The organism is Proteus sp. fly-1067 (assembly GCF_040139345.1).
GTDB classification, from domain to species: Bacteria; Pseudomonadota; Gammaproteobacteria; order Enterobacterales; family Enterobacteriaceae; genus Proteus; species Proteus vulgaris_B.
On sequence record NZ_JBEEUL010000002.1, the window covers coordinates 282320 to 297804 of the forward strand.

At 37.3% G+C, this 15485-nt stretch carries 13 protein-coding genes; 9 read left to right on the forward strand and 4 right to left on the reverse strand.

Annotated features, from left to right (window positions below):
- Positions 1-76 precede the first annotated feature (76 nt).
- The 7 genes from rlmKL (at position 77) to rmf (ending at position 8866) form a co-directional block, all read left to right on the forward strand.
- Complete coding sequence (gene rlmKL, locus ABN217_RS05850; RefSeq protein WP_196553329.1) at positions 77-2191, forward strand: bifunctional 23S rRNA (guanine(2069)-N(7))-methyltransferase RlmK/23S rRNA (guanine(2445)-N(2))-methyltransferase RlmL; 2115 nt, start codon at positions 77-79, stop codon at positions 2189-2191.
- Between the two features lie 6 nt (positions 2192-2197).
- The gene (locus tag ABN217_RS05855; protein ID WP_349459173.1) at positions 2198-4129 is read left to right on the forward strand and encodes an ABC transporter ATP-binding protein; all 1932 of its coding nucleotides are present in this window, start codon (positions 2198-2200) and stop codon (positions 4127-4129) included.
- Positions 4130-4218: 89 nt separating this feature from the next.
- Complete coding sequence (gene pqiA, locus ABN217_RS05860) at positions 4219-5508, forward strand: membrane integrity-associated transporter subunit PqiA (protein ID WP_196553327.1); 1290 nt, start codon at positions 4219-4221, stop codon at positions 5506-5508.
- Positions 5501-7153, forward strand: a complete 1653-nt coding sequence (gene pqiB, locus ABN217_RS05865; RefSeq protein ID WP_196553326.1) for an intermembrane transport protein PqiB — start codon at positions 5501-5503, stop codon at positions 7151-7153. The genes pqiA and pqiB overlap by 8 nt, the downstream gene beginning before the upstream one ends.
- Positions 7153-7725, forward strand: coding sequence for a membrane integrity-associated transporter subunit PqiC (pqiC, locus tag ABN217_RS05870; protein WP_349459174.1), 573 nt, complete (start codon positions 7153-7155; stop codon positions 7723-7725). The genes pqiB and pqiC overlap by 1 nt, the downstream gene beginning before the upstream one ends.
- A gap of 90 nt (positions 7726-7815) precedes the next feature.
- Positions 7816-8229, forward strand: a complete 414-nt coding sequence (locus tag ABN217_RS05875; RefSeq protein ID WP_349459175.1) for an ASCH domain-containing protein — start codon at positions 7816-7818, stop codon at positions 8227-8229.
- Between the two features lie 466 nt (positions 8230-8695).
- On the forward strand, positions 8696-8866 hold the full coding sequence (gene rmf, locus ABN217_RS05880; RefSeq protein ID WP_023581348.1) for a ribosome modulation factor: 171 nt from the start codon (positions 8696-8698) through the stop codon (positions 8864-8866).
- A 400-nt stretch (positions 8867-9266) separates the two neighbouring features.
- On the opposite strand, the gene fabA is transcribed toward rmf, so the two are convergent.
- Both fabA and ABN217_RS05890 read right to left on the reverse strand, forming a co-directional pair.
- Complete coding sequence (gene fabA / locus ABN217_RS05885; protein ID WP_072069647.1) at positions 9267-9785, reverse strand: bifunctional 3-hydroxydecanoyl-ACP dehydratase/trans-2-decenoyl-ACP isomerase; 519 nt, start codon at positions 9783-9785, stop codon at positions 9267-9269.
- An 83-nt stretch (positions 9786-9868) separates the two neighbouring features.
- Complete coding sequence (locus ABN217_RS05890) at positions 9869-11611, reverse strand: AAA family ATPase (protein ID WP_196553323.1); 1743 nt, start codon at positions 11609-11611, stop codon at positions 9869-9871.
- Positions 11612-11975: 364 nt separating this feature from the next.
- Between ABN217_RS05890 and matP the strand changes: the two genes are divergently transcribed.
- Entirely contained in the window at positions 11976-12437 is a 462-nt protein-coding gene (matP, locus tag ABN217_RS05895; protein WP_072069645.1) for a macrodomain Ter protein MatP, read from the forward strand.
- Positions 12438-12647: 210 nt separating this feature from the next.
- Here matP and ompA read toward each other — a convergent pair whose 3' ends face one another.
- Together ompA and sulA are read right to left on the reverse strand one after the other, a co-directional pair.
- On the reverse strand, positions 12648-13739 hold the full coding sequence (ompA, locus tag ABN217_RS05900) for a porin OmpA (RefSeq protein ID WP_072069644.1): 1092 nt from the start codon (positions 13737-13739) through the stop codon (positions 12648-12650).
- A gap of 349 nt (positions 13740-14088) precedes the next feature.
- Positions 14089-14640: an SOS-induced cell division inhibitor SulA gene (sulA, locus tag ABN217_RS05905; RefSeq protein WP_115350979.1), complete on the reverse strand. Its 552-nt coding sequence runs from the start codon at positions 14638-14640 to the stop codon at positions 14089-14091.
- Positions 14641-14870: 230 nt separating this feature from the next.
- Here sulA and ABN217_RS05910 point away from each other — a divergent pair, with 230 nt between their 5' ends.
- Positions 14871-15479 carry a TfoX/Sxy family DNA transformation protein gene (locus ABN217_RS05910; protein ID WP_072069642.1) on the forward strand — a complete coding sequence of 203 codons (609 nt, stop codon included), beginning with the start codon at positions 14871-14873 and terminating at the stop codon, positions 15477-15479.
- Positions 15480-15485: the final 6 nt, after the last annotated feature.

A 15485-nucleotide genomic window follows, 5' to 3' on the forward strand; every position in this document is an offset into this window, starting at 1 on the left:
TAGCCAGTAACTTTATGACAACGTAATACAATTAGCTATAATGCCCAACAATTTTATTTTAGGTGGTAACAATACTATGCGCTCTCTGTTTGCCAGCACAGGCCGAGGTCTGGAAGAACTATTAAAATCTGAACTTGAACACCTTGGTGCTCAGGCTTGCCAGATAACCCAAGGCGGTGTTTATTTTCGTGCAGATGATAAAACCATGTATCAGTCTTTGCTTTGGAGTCGTTTAGCGTCACGTATTATGCTGCCGTTAAATGAATTCAATGTGTATAGTGATCTAGACTTATATCTTGGTGTGCAGGCAATTGATTGGAGTGAGATTTTTACTGTTAATCAGACCTTTGCTATCCATTTTAATGGTACTAATGACATTATTCGTAATAGCCAATATGGTGCATTAAAAGCAAAAGATGCCATCGTTGACTCATTTCAACGCAAAATAGGGCAACGTCCTGATGTAGCTAAACAATCTCCTGATATCCGCTTAACGATCCATCTTCATAAAGAAAAAGCATCACTCTCTTTAGACTTAAGTGGTGATGGCTTACATCAACGAGGTTATCGTGATTTAACTGGGCAAGCACCTTTAAAAGAAAATTTAGCGGCTGCGATCATTATGCGTTCTGGTTGGAAAACCGATACACCATTAATTGATCCAATGTGTGGCTCAGGAACATTATTAATTGAAGCTGCTATGATGGCGACAGACTGCGCTCCAGCATTAAATCGAGTTCATTGGGGCTTTCGTCATTGGTTAGGCCATGATGAAGCATTATGGAAAGAAGTCACTCATGAGGCTTTTGCTCGTTTTCGTGAAGGTAAAAAGAATACCACTGCTCGTTTTTATGGTTTTGATGTTGATAAACGTGTGTTGGATATGGCAAGAGCTAATGCGCGTAGAGCTGATGTTGCTGATTTAATTACTTTTGCTCATGGTGATGCGGCAAAACTGACTAATCCTGTGTCAGCAGAAATAAAAGGAACAATTATCAGTAACCCGCCTTATGGTGAGCGTTTAGAAAGTGAGCCAGCACTAATTGCACTGCATAGTCAATTAGGAAGAGCTATAAAGGCACACTTCCCAGGTTGGCGATTATCATTATTTAGTGCATCACCTGAGTTATTGAGTTGTATTCAATTACGTGCAGAACGCGAGTTCAAAGCAAAAAATGGCCCTCTTGATTGCGTACAGAAAAACTATTTACTTTCTGATACCCCATCAACAATTAACACTGGGCTTGCTGAAGATTTTGCAAACCGTTTGCGTAAAAATGAGAAAAAACTCGCGAAATGGGCAAAACAACAGCAAATTGAATGCTATCGCTTATACGATGCTGATTTACCTGAATATAATGTTGCCGTAGACCGTTATGGCGAAAAAGTCGTTATTCAAGAATATGCACCACCTAAAACTATTAATGAACATAAGGCTCGCCAACGTTTGTTTGATGTTATTAGCGCTACGATGGAAGTATTAGCATTACGTTCTGATCAACTGATTTTAAAAACCCGTCAACGCCAAAAAGGTAAATTACAGTATGAAAAAATGGCAGAGAAGGGTGATTTCTTTTTAGTTAATGAATTTGGTGCAAAATTTTGGGTAAATCTTACGGATTACCTCGATACAGGGCTGTTTTTAGATCACCGTATTGCACGAAAAATGCTGGGTGAAATGAGCAAAGGAAAAGATTTCTTAAACCTCTTTGCTTATACCGGTACTGCATCTGTACATGCTGGGATTGGTGGTGCAAAAAGTACGACGACAGTCGATATGTCACGCACTTATCTTGAATGGGCGGAGAAAAACTTCCAAGCAAATGGCCTATCAGGTAGACAACATCGTTTAATGCAGGCTGACTGTTTACAATGGTTAATGCAAAGTAATGAACAATTTGATGTGATTTTTATCGATCCACCTACGTTTTCTAACTCAAAGCGTATGGAAAATACCTTTGATGTTCAACGTGATCATATTGAATTGATGAAACATCTAAAACGTTTGTTGAGAAAAGGTGGCACGATCATGTTCTCAAATAACAAACGTGGGTTCAAAATGGAACATGAAGAGTTAGCAAAAATAGGATTATCCGCAAAAGAGATAACACAGAAAACATTATCGCAAGACTTTGCGCGTAACCGCCAAATCCACAATTGCTGGCTGTTAACTCATGCTGGTGAGGAATAATTTACAATGCCGTTAATTAGTTTGACAGGGGCTTATTTATCTTTCAGTGATGCTCCTCTATTAGATAGCACCGATTTATTTATTGAAGAAAATGAACGCGTTTGTTTAGTTGGTCGTAATGGTGCCGGAAAATCAACACTATTAAGAGTGTTATCAAAAGAACAACCTTTAGATGATGGTCAAGTTGTTTATGAGCAAGATCTTGTGACTGCTTGCTTACAGCAAGATCCTCCAAGAGATATTGAAGGCACTATCTTTGATTTTGTTGCTGAAGGTGTTGAAGAGGATGCTAAATATCTAACGGATTATCATCATATTTCTAAATTGATTGAGACAGATCCTTCTGATAAAAATCTCAATAAAATGGCAGAGCTGCAAGAAGTACTCGATAGTCGTAACTTATGGTTACTTGATAGCCGAATTGCAGAAGTGCTAGAGAAACTTGGTTTAGATGGTGAAGCTGAGCTTTCTTCTTTATCGGGGGGGTGGTTAAGAAAAGCGGCATTAGGGCGTGCATTAGTTAGCGCACCAAGAGTGTTATTTTTAGATGAACCAACAAACCACCTTGATATTGAAACGATCCTTTGGCTTGAGAAATTTTTAAAAGATTTCCAAGGAAGCATCGTATTTATTTCCCATGACCGTTCCTTTATTCGAAATATGGCAACCCGTATTATCGATCTTGATCGAGGCAAACTTTCTTCATGGCCGGGAAATTACGATAAATATCTTGAGAGCAAAGAAGAAGCATTACGTGTTGAAGAGCAACAAAATGCAGAATTTGATCGCAAATTAGCGCAAGAAGAAGCGTGGATACGACAAGGGATTAAAGCACGACGTACTCGTAACGAAGGTCGTGTACGTGCTCTAAAAGCATTGCGTGTTGAACGTAGTGAACGCCGTGATGTGTTAGGCAGTGCGCGTATGCAAGTCGAAGAAGCAACTCGTTCTGGTAAAATCGTATTCGAGTTAGAAGATGTTAATTATAGTATTGGAACCCGCAAGTTAGTTCGCGATTTTTCTGCCAAAGTACAACGTGGCGATAAAATTGCGCTGGTGGGACCAAATGGTTGCGGTAAAACTACATTGTTAAAACTGATGTTAGGTGATTTAAAAGCTGACAGTGGTCGAGTGCATTGTGGTACTAAACTTGAAGTGGCTTATTTCGATCAACATCGTGCCACTCTTGATCCAGATAAAACTGTGATGGATAACCTTGCTGAAGGTAAGCAAGAAGTAATGGTCAATGGCCGCCCTCGTCATGTATTAGGTTATTTACAAGACTTTTTATTTCCACCTAAGCGTGCAATGACACCGGTTCGGGCACTTTCAGGTGGTGAAAGAAATCGTTTATTACTGGCTCGTTTGTTTTTAAAACCAAGCAATCTACTTATTCTCGATGAACCAACCAATGATCTTGATGTTGAAACATTAGAGTTATTAGAAGAACTCGTGGATGCGTATCAAGGCACTGTTTTACTGGTTAGCCATGACCGTGAATTCGTTGATAATAGTGTCACGGAATGTTGGATCTTTGAAGGTGATGGCGTTATTAATAGTTATGTAGGTGGTTATTACGATGCTCAGCAACAAAGAGCACAAACAGTTTCACTGAGAAGTGAACAAAATAAATCACGTAATGCACCAGAAAAAGCTGAAAAAGAAGCTAAATCTAAAGATAGCGCTAAAAAGAACACCCGTAGTGGCAATAAGTTAAGTTATCATTTAGCGCGTGAACTTGAACAATTGCCCGCTAAACTAGAAAATTTAGAAACACAGTTAAGTGCCTTACAAGAAGAAGTAAGTGCCCCAGACTTCTTTACTCGTCCCCATGAGGAAACTGAAAAAGTCTTGAAAACACTTGCGGATAAAGAACAAGAGCTTGAAACCGCTTTTGATCGATGGCAAGAGTTAGAACTGATGCAAAGCGGTGAATAAATCGCCAGCCGAAAACGGGGCATTTGCCCCGTTTCACTTTCTGGATTAAATATTCTTTTATTGATCATTAAAAAATAAGAGGTGTCACTGTGTGTTCTGGTCAACAACATCGTCATGAACATAAGCATGAGCAAATATTATGTCCTCAGTGCGATCTGGTGGTCAGTGTTCCTGAATTAGTGCAAGGAACCAAAGCAACATGTCCTCGTTGTCACACAGTGCTAACGGCACGTTGGCGCCAGCCTTTTTATCAACCTGTAGCATTGGCAATCAGTGCATTATTTATGTTACTGATGGCGAGTCAGTTTACGTTTGTCAGTATGGAAGTTGCAGGTATTGCTAATAACGTAACATTGATGCAGATCCCAAGAGTGATGTTTAGTGAAAACTACATTGAATTGGGGGCTTTTTTCTTACTATTTGTTCAAATTGTGCCTGCTTTTTGTATGGTGGCAATTTTATTACTGTGTACCCCAATCAAACTGCCTAGAAAATTACAAATCTGGTTATCTCGTATTTTATTCCAACTTAAATCATGGTGTATGGCTGAAATTTTTCTCGCGGGAATTTTAGTTAGTTTTGTAAAATTAATGGCTTATGGTGATATTGGTTTAGGGTTAAGCTTTTTACCTTATGTTTTGTATTGTTTATTTCAAATCCGCGCCTTTCAGTGCCTTGATAGACATACACTATGGGAAAAACTAGAGCCACGCCCTGATTATCCTAGTATTAAATCAGGTAAATCAGGATTAAAACAAGGCGTAAGATTATGTCGCTCATGTACGGCAATCTTACCAGTAGATCAATACGAATGTAGTCGTTGTGAAGTTAAAGGACATGCAAGAAGACCGAAAAGCTTGCAATGGACAGTTTCACTGTTGATTACATCACTTATTCTTTATATCCCTGCAAATTTATTGCCTATTATGGTGACCGAATCGCTAGGTAATAATCTTTACTCTACGATTATGGCTGGGGTGATTTTGTTATGGGAAGATGGCTCTTATCCTGTTGCGATGGTGATATTTATTGCCAGTATTATGGTGCCAAGTTTGAAAATGATAGCAATAGCTTGGCTGTGTTGGGATGCACACAAATCCAGCGGTAAAAGAGATCCTGCTAGAATGCATTTTCTCTATGAAGTTGTTGAATATGTAGGGCGTTGGTCAATGATTGACGTCTTTGTTATCGCTGTTTTAGCTTCATTAGTCAGAATGGGACGTCTGATGAGCATCTATCCAGATTTTGGTGTAGTGCTATTTGCAGTAGTTGTTGTATTAACGATGTTCTCTGCAATGATGTTTGATCCTCGGTTGACGTGGGATAAATGTACAGCCGATGATGATAAACCGATGATTAAGGAGCCTAAGGGTGACTGAACAGAATGAAACTGCTTTAACAGAAGCAAAAATTAACAAACTAAAAAGCTGGTCTCCAGTTTGGATCATACCGCTTGTCACCTTATTGATTGGTGCATGGATACTTTATTATCATTTCAGCCATCAAGGTCCAGAAGTTACCTTAATTACTTATAATGCTGAGGGCATTGAAGCGGGTAAAACAAAAATCAAAAGTCGTAGTGTTGATATTGGTTTAGTCGAAAGTGTTACACTCGATAGCAATTTTAGTCGTGTTATTATTAATGCGCGCCTAGATACAGGTATGAATGAGCTATTACGGTCAGATACCGCTTTTTGGGTTGTAAGACCCCAAATAGGTAAAGAAGGGGTGACCGGTTTAGGTACCTTGCTTTCTGGTGCCTATATTGAATTACAACCAGGTTTAACTGGTAAAGAGAAAGGTGAATTTAATCTTCTTGATGCACCTCCTCTTGCTTCACCTGATGCAAAAGGTATTCGCATAAACTTGGTGAGTGAAAGAGCTGGGCAGTTAAATGCGGGAGATCCTGTTTTATTCAGAGGTTATCAAGTTGGCTCTGTAGAAACCAGTGAATTTAATATTGATAGCCGAGACATGCATTATCAACTCTTCATTAAAGCGCCTTACGACAAAATGGTGACATCCAATGTTCGTTTCTGGAAAGATTCAGGAATTGCTTTTGATATGTCTTCATCTGGTGTGCGTGTTGAAATGGCATCACTTTCTACACTCTTTAGTGGTGGCGTGAGTTTTGATGTGCCGGCTGGTTGGTTGCCTGGTGAACAAATTGCACCTAAAACAGAATTCAAACTCTACGATAATGAAAAGAGTATTCAAAACTCCTTATATACAGATTATCGCAGTTACATCATGTTTTTCTCTGATTCAGTAAGAGGGTTACAAGCTGGAGCACCGGTTGAATTCCGAGGAATTCGAATGGGGACTGTTGTGCAAGTGCCTTATTACACGAAAGGAATGCAACAATCGCTTGATAAAGATTTTCGTATTCCAGTGCTTATCCATGTTGAACCAGAACGTTTTGCCAATGATGTTGGTGAAAGTTTTGATTTCGTTAAAGAGATCTCTTCAGCTTCTAATAATGGCCTAAGAGCTTCATTAAAATCAGGAAATCTTTTAACGGGAGCTCTGTATATTGACCTTGATTTCTATCCAGACGAAACAAAATGGGAAGGACCTCAAGAGGTCGCTGGTTTTCAACAAATTCCTACTGTTAGCTCAGGTTTAGCGCAAATTCAGCAAAAAGTGATGACATCGCTTGATAAGATCAACAATCTTCCGGTTGAACCGATGCTTAAAGAGATGACAGCAACTTTATCTGAAAGCCAAAAAGCAGTAACTGAGGCAAAAGAAACACTGAAAGCATTAAATGCCATGATTGGCAGTGATGAATTTAGAAATCTTCCTAATGATATTCAACAGTCATTGAAAGAGATCAATCGTAGTATGCAAGGATTCCAACCAGGCTCTCCGGCATACGGAAAAATGATCGATAATATGCAGCAGCTTGATCAGGTTTTAAGAGAAATGCAACCTTTATTGAAAACATTAAACAATAAAAGTAATGCATTAATTTTTGAGGCGAAGGAAGGTAAAGATCCAGAACCAAAGAGGGCTGAAAAATAATGAGATACATTATTGGAATATTTGTTTTGATGCTAACGGCATGTTCAAGCCAAACTGAGAAAACCTATTATCAGTTACCTGATATTTACCAAACAGGGGTATCAACTCAAGTCACGACAACACAGTCAGCGAAAAAGCCTCAAATTTGGGTTCAGCCGATCCGTTTGTCCAATATGCTGGTTAATGCTGGTATTGTTTATCAAACAACAGATATTAACTATACCGTAGCAAATCAGCATTTATGGATAAATCCACTTGATCAGCAATTACAACAGAACCTCATTTCAGGTTTAACAAAAGCATTACCTGGAACTGTTGTTGCGAACCAACCGATTGAAGATAATTTGGCAAAATTAACAGTTACAGTTAATTACTTTCAAGGTCGTTATGATGGGAAAGTGATCATTTCTGGTGATTGGATTTATACTGAAAATAGCAAAGTGATTAGTCAGCCATTCTCTCTTGTATTGACACAAACAGAAGATGGTTATCCTGCTTTAGTCCGTACATTAGGGCAAGGCTGGGAGCAGGTTGTTTCTGATATTGCGACAACAATTCAAACTCAATATTAACTAGCCTAGCATACATTTATTTAAACCCAATATTCTCTTAAATTGCATTTAAGTTGAATATTGGGTTTTGTTTATAAAAAAAGGAACAATATGTTAGAAATGCTTAAAAAGAAATATCCCTCTGCAATCAGCTGGTCATTTGGTGATAATGCTCAGTTAGCGGATGAACTTGCAGTGCTGGTGGTCGAAGGAAAAAAAACGGCAACGTGTAGTTCATTAAGCGGTTTTTTTAGTGACAGTACTATTCCTGTTATTGGTGGTTTTAGCATTATTTTAAATAGTCAAAATGAGCCTGTTTGCGTTATTCGCACACGTTCTATGCAGTTAATCCGTTTTAATGAAGTTACAGAAGAACAAGCTAATAAAGAAGGGGAAGGGGATTTAAGTTTGGCATATTGGCAAGACGGACATAAAACTTTTTTTACTCGAGAAGGTCATTTCTCAGAAGATATGGAGTTGGTATTTGAAGAGTTTGAATTAATAGAAGTATGTAAGAGGTATTAATAACTTATTTTACTTTCTAAGATGGCTAATTCCTTAATAACAATAAGGTAATTCTAATAGGCTTTTCTATAAATAAATAAAAAAAGAGCAAAAAGTTATATCGTCTAATAATAGCTTATATTGACATTACTTTAAAAATAAAGATTATTTTTGTTTATTTAATTTGTTGATTATCTAAGATAAAAACAGATCTTATTATCTGAAATATTTTTAAATTTATTCATATCAATAGGTTAAATCAGTCTCCATTTTAAATCTTAAATTTAACCCTACAAATATTAATTAAATAAAGTTAATGATAACAAGTGTTATTAAAATTAAATTTAGCTCGGCTTCACAAATATGACATTTGTATTAACTTCTTTACTTGCTTAAATGCTCAATAAAGCGTATCAATTTATAGTGGTTGTTGAAAAAACAATCATTATCTTTCCGCTTAAACTTAGAACGTGAGGGTTGTCTAGACATGAAAAGACAGAAACGAGATCGTTTAGCAAGAGCATTATCGAAAGGTTATCAAGCTGGTATGCAAGGCCGTTCAAAAGAGCTTTGTCCTTATTTCGCGATTGATGCGCGTTCACATTGGCTGGGAGGTTGGCGACAGGCCATGGAAGATCGCCCGAGTCTGGTAAAATAAATAACCCGTCGTAGTAAAATAAACAATGGTGATATTAAATATAATCACTAAATTTTGCCGACGAACAGAATAAGGGTTATTTATATATTTCTGTGCTCACATTGAACACAGGACAATTTGAGTATAAATAACAAACAGTAGTTATAAATTGAATATAAAAAGGCTTGCATATTTTGCGAGCCTTTTTACATCATACTGGCATTGTTTTTATATTCAGCTGTACTTATTTTCTTACGTAAACGAAACCCATAAATGGTGAAAAAATATATTGATAAAAACTAAAATGAATATGATCTGTTTTTTATAAAGAAAAAAAATACATTATTAGTACAGATAAAAAAAATACCGTGTACTGTATATTACACGGTATTTCTATAATAATTTTTTGGAATTACCGATCTTAGAATGCAGTCGTATCTTTAAATAAGCCAACTTTTAAATCTTTTGCTTCATAAATCAGCTTACCATCAACATACACTTCACCGTCGGCGATACCCATAATTAGTCTACGATTGATAACACGTTTGAAATCAATTTTATAGGTAACTTTTTTTGCAGTTGGTAATATTTGTCCAGTGAATTTAACTTCACCTACACCAAGAGCACGACCTTTTCCTTCACCACCAAGCCAGCCAAGATAAAAGCCAACAAGTTGCCACATGGCATCAAGGCCTAAGCAACCCGGCATCACAGGATCATTGACGAAATGGCAATCAAAGAACCATAAGTCGGGCTTGATATCGAATTCTGCTTCGATAAAGCCTTTATTATGGGAGCCGCCATCTTCAGTCATTTTAATGATGCGATCCATCATTAGCATATTACCAGACGGCAGTGGTGGGCCATCTTGGCCAAATAATTCACCACGGCCTGAAGCAATGAGGTCTTCTTTAGAATAAGATTCGCGTTTATCAACCATTGTCTATATAGCCTTTATCAAGTGTAAGACAACAGAATAGCTTACACTTGTACGCTGAACAACTCCGATCACTTGAAACAGAATTATCTGAATAGGCGTAAGAACCAAGGTAACTTAGGTCTATCTTGATTATTTGCAAGTGTTATACGGTCATGGATCACAGCTAACAAGTGTGCATCAGATTGTTCTGGCTCACATTGCTCTTCATAATATGGCTGACGAGTTAGTAATGTTATGGCTTCAGCAACATGTGTTACAGGCCAAATATGAAATTTCTCTTCTTTGACAGCTTGCTGAACATTTTCATTTAGTACTAGATGACGAATGTTCGCGAGAGGAATAATTACACCTTGTGATCCAGTTAATCCTCTTTGCTGGCAAATATCAAAGAAACCTTCGATTTTTTGGTTTACGCCACCAATAGGTTGAACCTGACCAAATTGATCAACAGCACCCGTTACCGCAATTTGTTGATCTATCGGCTGCAGTGCAAGTGTACTAATTAATGCACACAGTTCAGCGAGAGAAGCGCTATCACCATCAACCTCACCATAAGACTGCTCAAAAACAATAGAAGTGCTAAATGGTTGTGGTTGGTCTAAACGTAATTCTGAGTTTAAGTAAGCTTGCATGATCATCATTCCTTTAGCATGAAGATTACCACCAAGCTCAGCTTTACGTTCAACATCAGTAAACTCGCCATCACCAATATGGGCAACACAAGTTATACGAGTAGGTTCACCAATTAAATCAGGATAACCAGGATAATCTAAGACAGAAAGTCCATTGATTTGGCCAACGGCTTCACCTTCTGTTTGTATCATTACCTGATCTTGCAAAATTTCATCACGACTACGTTCTAACAGATAACTATGTCGCCATAAGCGATTTTCTTCTGCTTTTTTTAGTGCGTCTGCGTTTAGATAAGCATCATGATTAAAACGCATTGCGTAACGGAGTTGACGTAAGATCCATTCTAAATCTAAGCTCAATATCAATTGATCTTCATGTTGCCTTGCCGCTTGTGTTAATAACACTTCCCAAGCATCTGCTGATAAAGAAGGGAGGCGGTATTTTTGGCACAATGCATTTACAAAACCACACCATTGAGAAAGTGCGGCCTCGTCTTCTAAATACATATCGTATTCATATTCGCCATATAAAGCCACGTTACTTAATTCTGGCTCCATAAATTCGAGCTCTTCAAGGCTTAATCTATCGCCAACTAAAATCACTCGCAGATTGAGAGGCATACTTTCAATGGGTAAAGGCAATGATTGATTATCATTCCAAACAAGCCATTCAAAGCGTTGCTCTTCAACCATTTTTTTTAGGCGAAACCACATTAATGGTTGAGCTAATAAAGATTTAATGGAGAGAACAAGAATTCCGCCATTCACTTTATGTAATAGACCTGGGCTGACAGTGATATTATCTTTATGACAATAGAAAGAGCCAAAGAGTTGTTCGGGTTCTATCCACTGGCAGCAAGTAATAGATTCTGATGATGAAAATGTACCTTGTACATTTTCTTGCCAATAGATTTTATTTGATTCTGCTTGATAGGCACCAACAACCGGATAGGTTTTGATCTCTGATTGCGTTAATGTGTCTGTCAGCATATCAAAGTAAGCGGTAGAATCATCGGCTTTTAACAGCATAAACTGGCCTGAATCTGCATTATTTAGCCATTGTAGGCTTTCATACAGGCGAGGCTGAACCTCACGTAGTAGTGATGCAGGTAATTGTGATGCTGTTTGAAAGAAAGTCTGGTAGGAGGCGTAATCAGGACGTAACGCCTGCCATTCTAATTCGTTGTTTTTCAAGGTTACCGTTTTTATTATTGGTTAGTGAAAAGAGATTTATTAGATGCCACTATAAGTGGGTATCTATCCTGCAATAAGACGGTTCTTTAACTGTCATCAACTGCATAGGCAGGGAATATGTATCGCTACGACCTTATAGTGATGAGCTAACAAATCAGCCATTAAGTTTTATTATAGCGACGCTCGATTCTATCATAACGTGCCTAGAAAACTATCCCTTATCAAGGCTTGTTATTAATTGATAAAAAAAGATTATCCAAAATATCTTTGCTTATAAAATAGGCAAAAAATTTCGGTTCAGTGGCAGTATTTTTGTAAAATTGTTGATATGCTAGTATATAGTTACGTTGTCACGGGGATTTGTATGAAATATCAACAGTTAGAGAATCTAGAATGTGGCTGGAAGTGGGCGTATCTCGTCAAAAAGCATCGTGAAGGTGAGTTAATTACCCGTTATATTGAAAAAAGTGCGGCTGATGAAGTTGTCGAGCAATTATTGCTGATAGAATCACAGCCATTAAAAGTTTTAGAGTGGATAGACTTGCATATGAATCCTGATCTATCCAATAAGATGAAACAAACTATCCGTGCTCGTAGAAAGCGGTATTTTAATGCAGAGCACCAACATACACGAAAAAAATCGATAGATTTAACATTTAAAGTTTGGCAGCGTTTATCGGCTTTATCGCAACGCCGTGGAATAACATTATCAGAAACAATAGTACAATTAATTGAAGATGCTGAACGAAAAGAGCAATATGCTTTAAAAGTACATAGTTTAAAAGACGGGTTAATTGAATTATTAGAACGAGATAAAGAAAAGTAATCGATATTATTTTTTTATCTGTGTTAACGACATCTCTTTTTTATCTGTGTTAACGACATCTCTTTTTTATTGTGATACTTCATATCCCTTTTTATTTATTCAATCTTTGCCTCTCTATTTTTAATTGTATATTTTTTCTTCCCATAAAGAAAAACCCTGCCAGAGGCAGGGTTTTGAATTCATCAACAGTAGATTATTCTACTATCTGAATTATTTACCAGGTTGAACAACAACTTCAGTTGTACCTTGGATTTCGATTTCAACACGACGGTCTGGCGCTAAGCAATCGATCAGAGCTGAACGAGCTTTAACGTTGTCACATGTGTTGCCAGTAACTGGATTTTCTTTACCACGACCTTCTGCAGAGATGCTGTTTGCAGGGATACCTTTAGATACCAGGTAATCAACTACAGATTGAGCACGTTTTTCTGACAGAGGCAGGTTGTAGTTTTGAGAACCGATACGGTCAGTGTAACCAATAACTACTACACGACCTTGAGTTGGGTCGATGTTAGCCAGTTCATTGTACAGACCATTCAGAGCTTCTTGACCTTCAGCTTTCAGGGTAGATTTGTTGAAGTTGAACAGAACGTCTGAACGCAGAGTAAAGGTTTTGTTCTCAACAACTGGAGCTGGAGCTACAACTGGAGCTGGAGCTACAACTGGTGCTGGAGTTTCTTGGTTGAAGCGGTAAGCAACACCAACACTCAGCATGCCGTTGTCTGGACGCGCATTCAGAGTACCTTTATCACCAATGTTGTTGATCCACTGATATTCAACACGAGTAGCGATGTTTGGAGTGATCGCGTATTCAGTACCTAATGCGAATACTGGAGAAACGCCAGTGTCGTTATTAGAGAAGCTTTTCTGAGTTGGAGATGGTGAAGTTGCGTTTTTAGTTGCAGAAGAATCTGCACGCCACACCATACCACCTAAACGTGTATAAACGTCTAAGTCTTCCATTACTGGATAACTTAATTTAGTGGTTAATTGGATACCTTGAGCACGGAATGCGCCATTGTCATATGAACCTTTATAAGTCATACGACCTAACCAATCATAACCCAGTTCAAAACCTAAGTATTGGTTGTACTGATAACCAGCAAATGCACCTGCACCTAATTGATCACGGTGAGTGTTACCATTACCGATAGAAGTACCATCAAAATGGTTGCTAGTACCTTGGTATTGAGACCAACCTAATTTACCACCGGTATACCAGGTATTGTCTTTTGGAGCTGCTTGCGCTGCAGTTGCGAAAGCTGCCACTGCCACTGCTAATGCGATAGCTGTCTTTTTCATTTTTACGCCTCGTTATCATCCAAGTTAGGCATTTGGCTTTAAGCCTTATTATTTGCCCTTGGTTAAATTATTGTTAGGAATCCAATGCTTTCATCAAATGATGATCCCAAAAAATGGGATTTAAAGCATAACCTTAACGACATAAAGTCTACAATGAACTTAAAAAGTTACAAGTAATCCTTTAAAATTCGACTTAAAATTTTAAAAAGATCTGCCTAATTCCACAATGGGTAAGATTCTGTATTTTTGTTAAAATTATTGTAACTGTATGATTTATGTTATAAATACTTTTAACTTATCTTAAATGATATTGAGGTGTTCTGAGTATTAGGAAAACTCTTAAATTTCACTAATGGTAGTGAATTGAATGAATTTTTACGGAATTCAAATGTCGTTTAGATGTATTAGTACTTTCTAAATGGATATTTGTATTAATTTGTTGACGCATGATAAACCCCAAACTTTTACCTTTGCTTGCAGCAGATTCTAATCTTTTCATCTCTTCTGGCGATATTTCTGGTAACCAAGCTAGAACGACACTGTAATTTCCACTCATTAACGCTTTTTCCATCAAATCAACCGTATTGATTGTATTTGCATGATTTAATTGAATTATTTTATCAAGAGGTAATCCTGCGTTTTTCAACCAAGAGCGATTGAGTCTTTGTTGTGGGCTTAACCACAATAACCAACGTGATTCATGGCTATACTGTTTTAGTAATGGCAAAAGGATGTGATTAATAACGAGTGGATTTTGGTAGAGAAGTTCACTTACCATGCCTTGTTTATTATCACTCTCCAGAGTAACCCTTGCTGAAGGGATAGATAGAGGTAATACCTCATTCGAGATCTCTTGGAGAATGGTGTTTTGTCTTATCGGAGATGATGTTGAGATTTTCATATTTACCCCTGCCTATGTATACTGTATGAATATACAGTATATCTAAATTTCGCTTAAATCAAGCTCAATTTTTTGAAAGTTCCTCTCAAATTTTATGTAAATCTCTATTTTCAAGTTGTTAGCTATTGGCAATAAAAAGGAAATTCTTTATTGTCTTTATGGTAAGTTTTATATGCATGTTTTTGAATTCAAAGATAAAAATTAACATCAATGTTTATGTTGGAGTTTTAATGTCATTTTTACCTGAGCAACGGAAGGCTCATTTACTATCGCGTATTGCGAAATATGGAGAGTTAACAACAAAGTCTCAATTTGGTGGTGTTAGCTTAATGATTGATGACGTTATGTTTGCTATCACGTCTGATAATCAACTTTATTTAAAAGGAAGCGATTTTTTAGAGACGCTTTATAAGGCAACAAAAATGGAAGCCTATATATATCTGAAAAAAGGAAAGCCAATAACGTTACGTTATTATAAAATCACAGCTTCTTTATGGGAAAATCAGCAAAAATTAGATCAATATATTGATTTGTCATATCACTACAGCATGCAAGAGTATTTAGGCCAACGGAAAAGGCCTTGTCGAATAAAAGACTTACCTAATTTAGGCGTTATATTAGAGAAAAGACTAAGCCAAATTGGGGTTAATAAAGTTGAAGAATTACGACTTATTGGTGCCAAAGCCTGTTATTTGAAATTAATGCGCAGTCATAATTTAAAAAATAGTGAGCTTTTACTTTCATTAGCGGGGGCAATAATGGGTTGTCATCGTTCAGTGTTACCTAACCAATTAAAAGCAGAACTATTAGATTGGTATAATGAATTGTCTTTTCAATAAGATGAA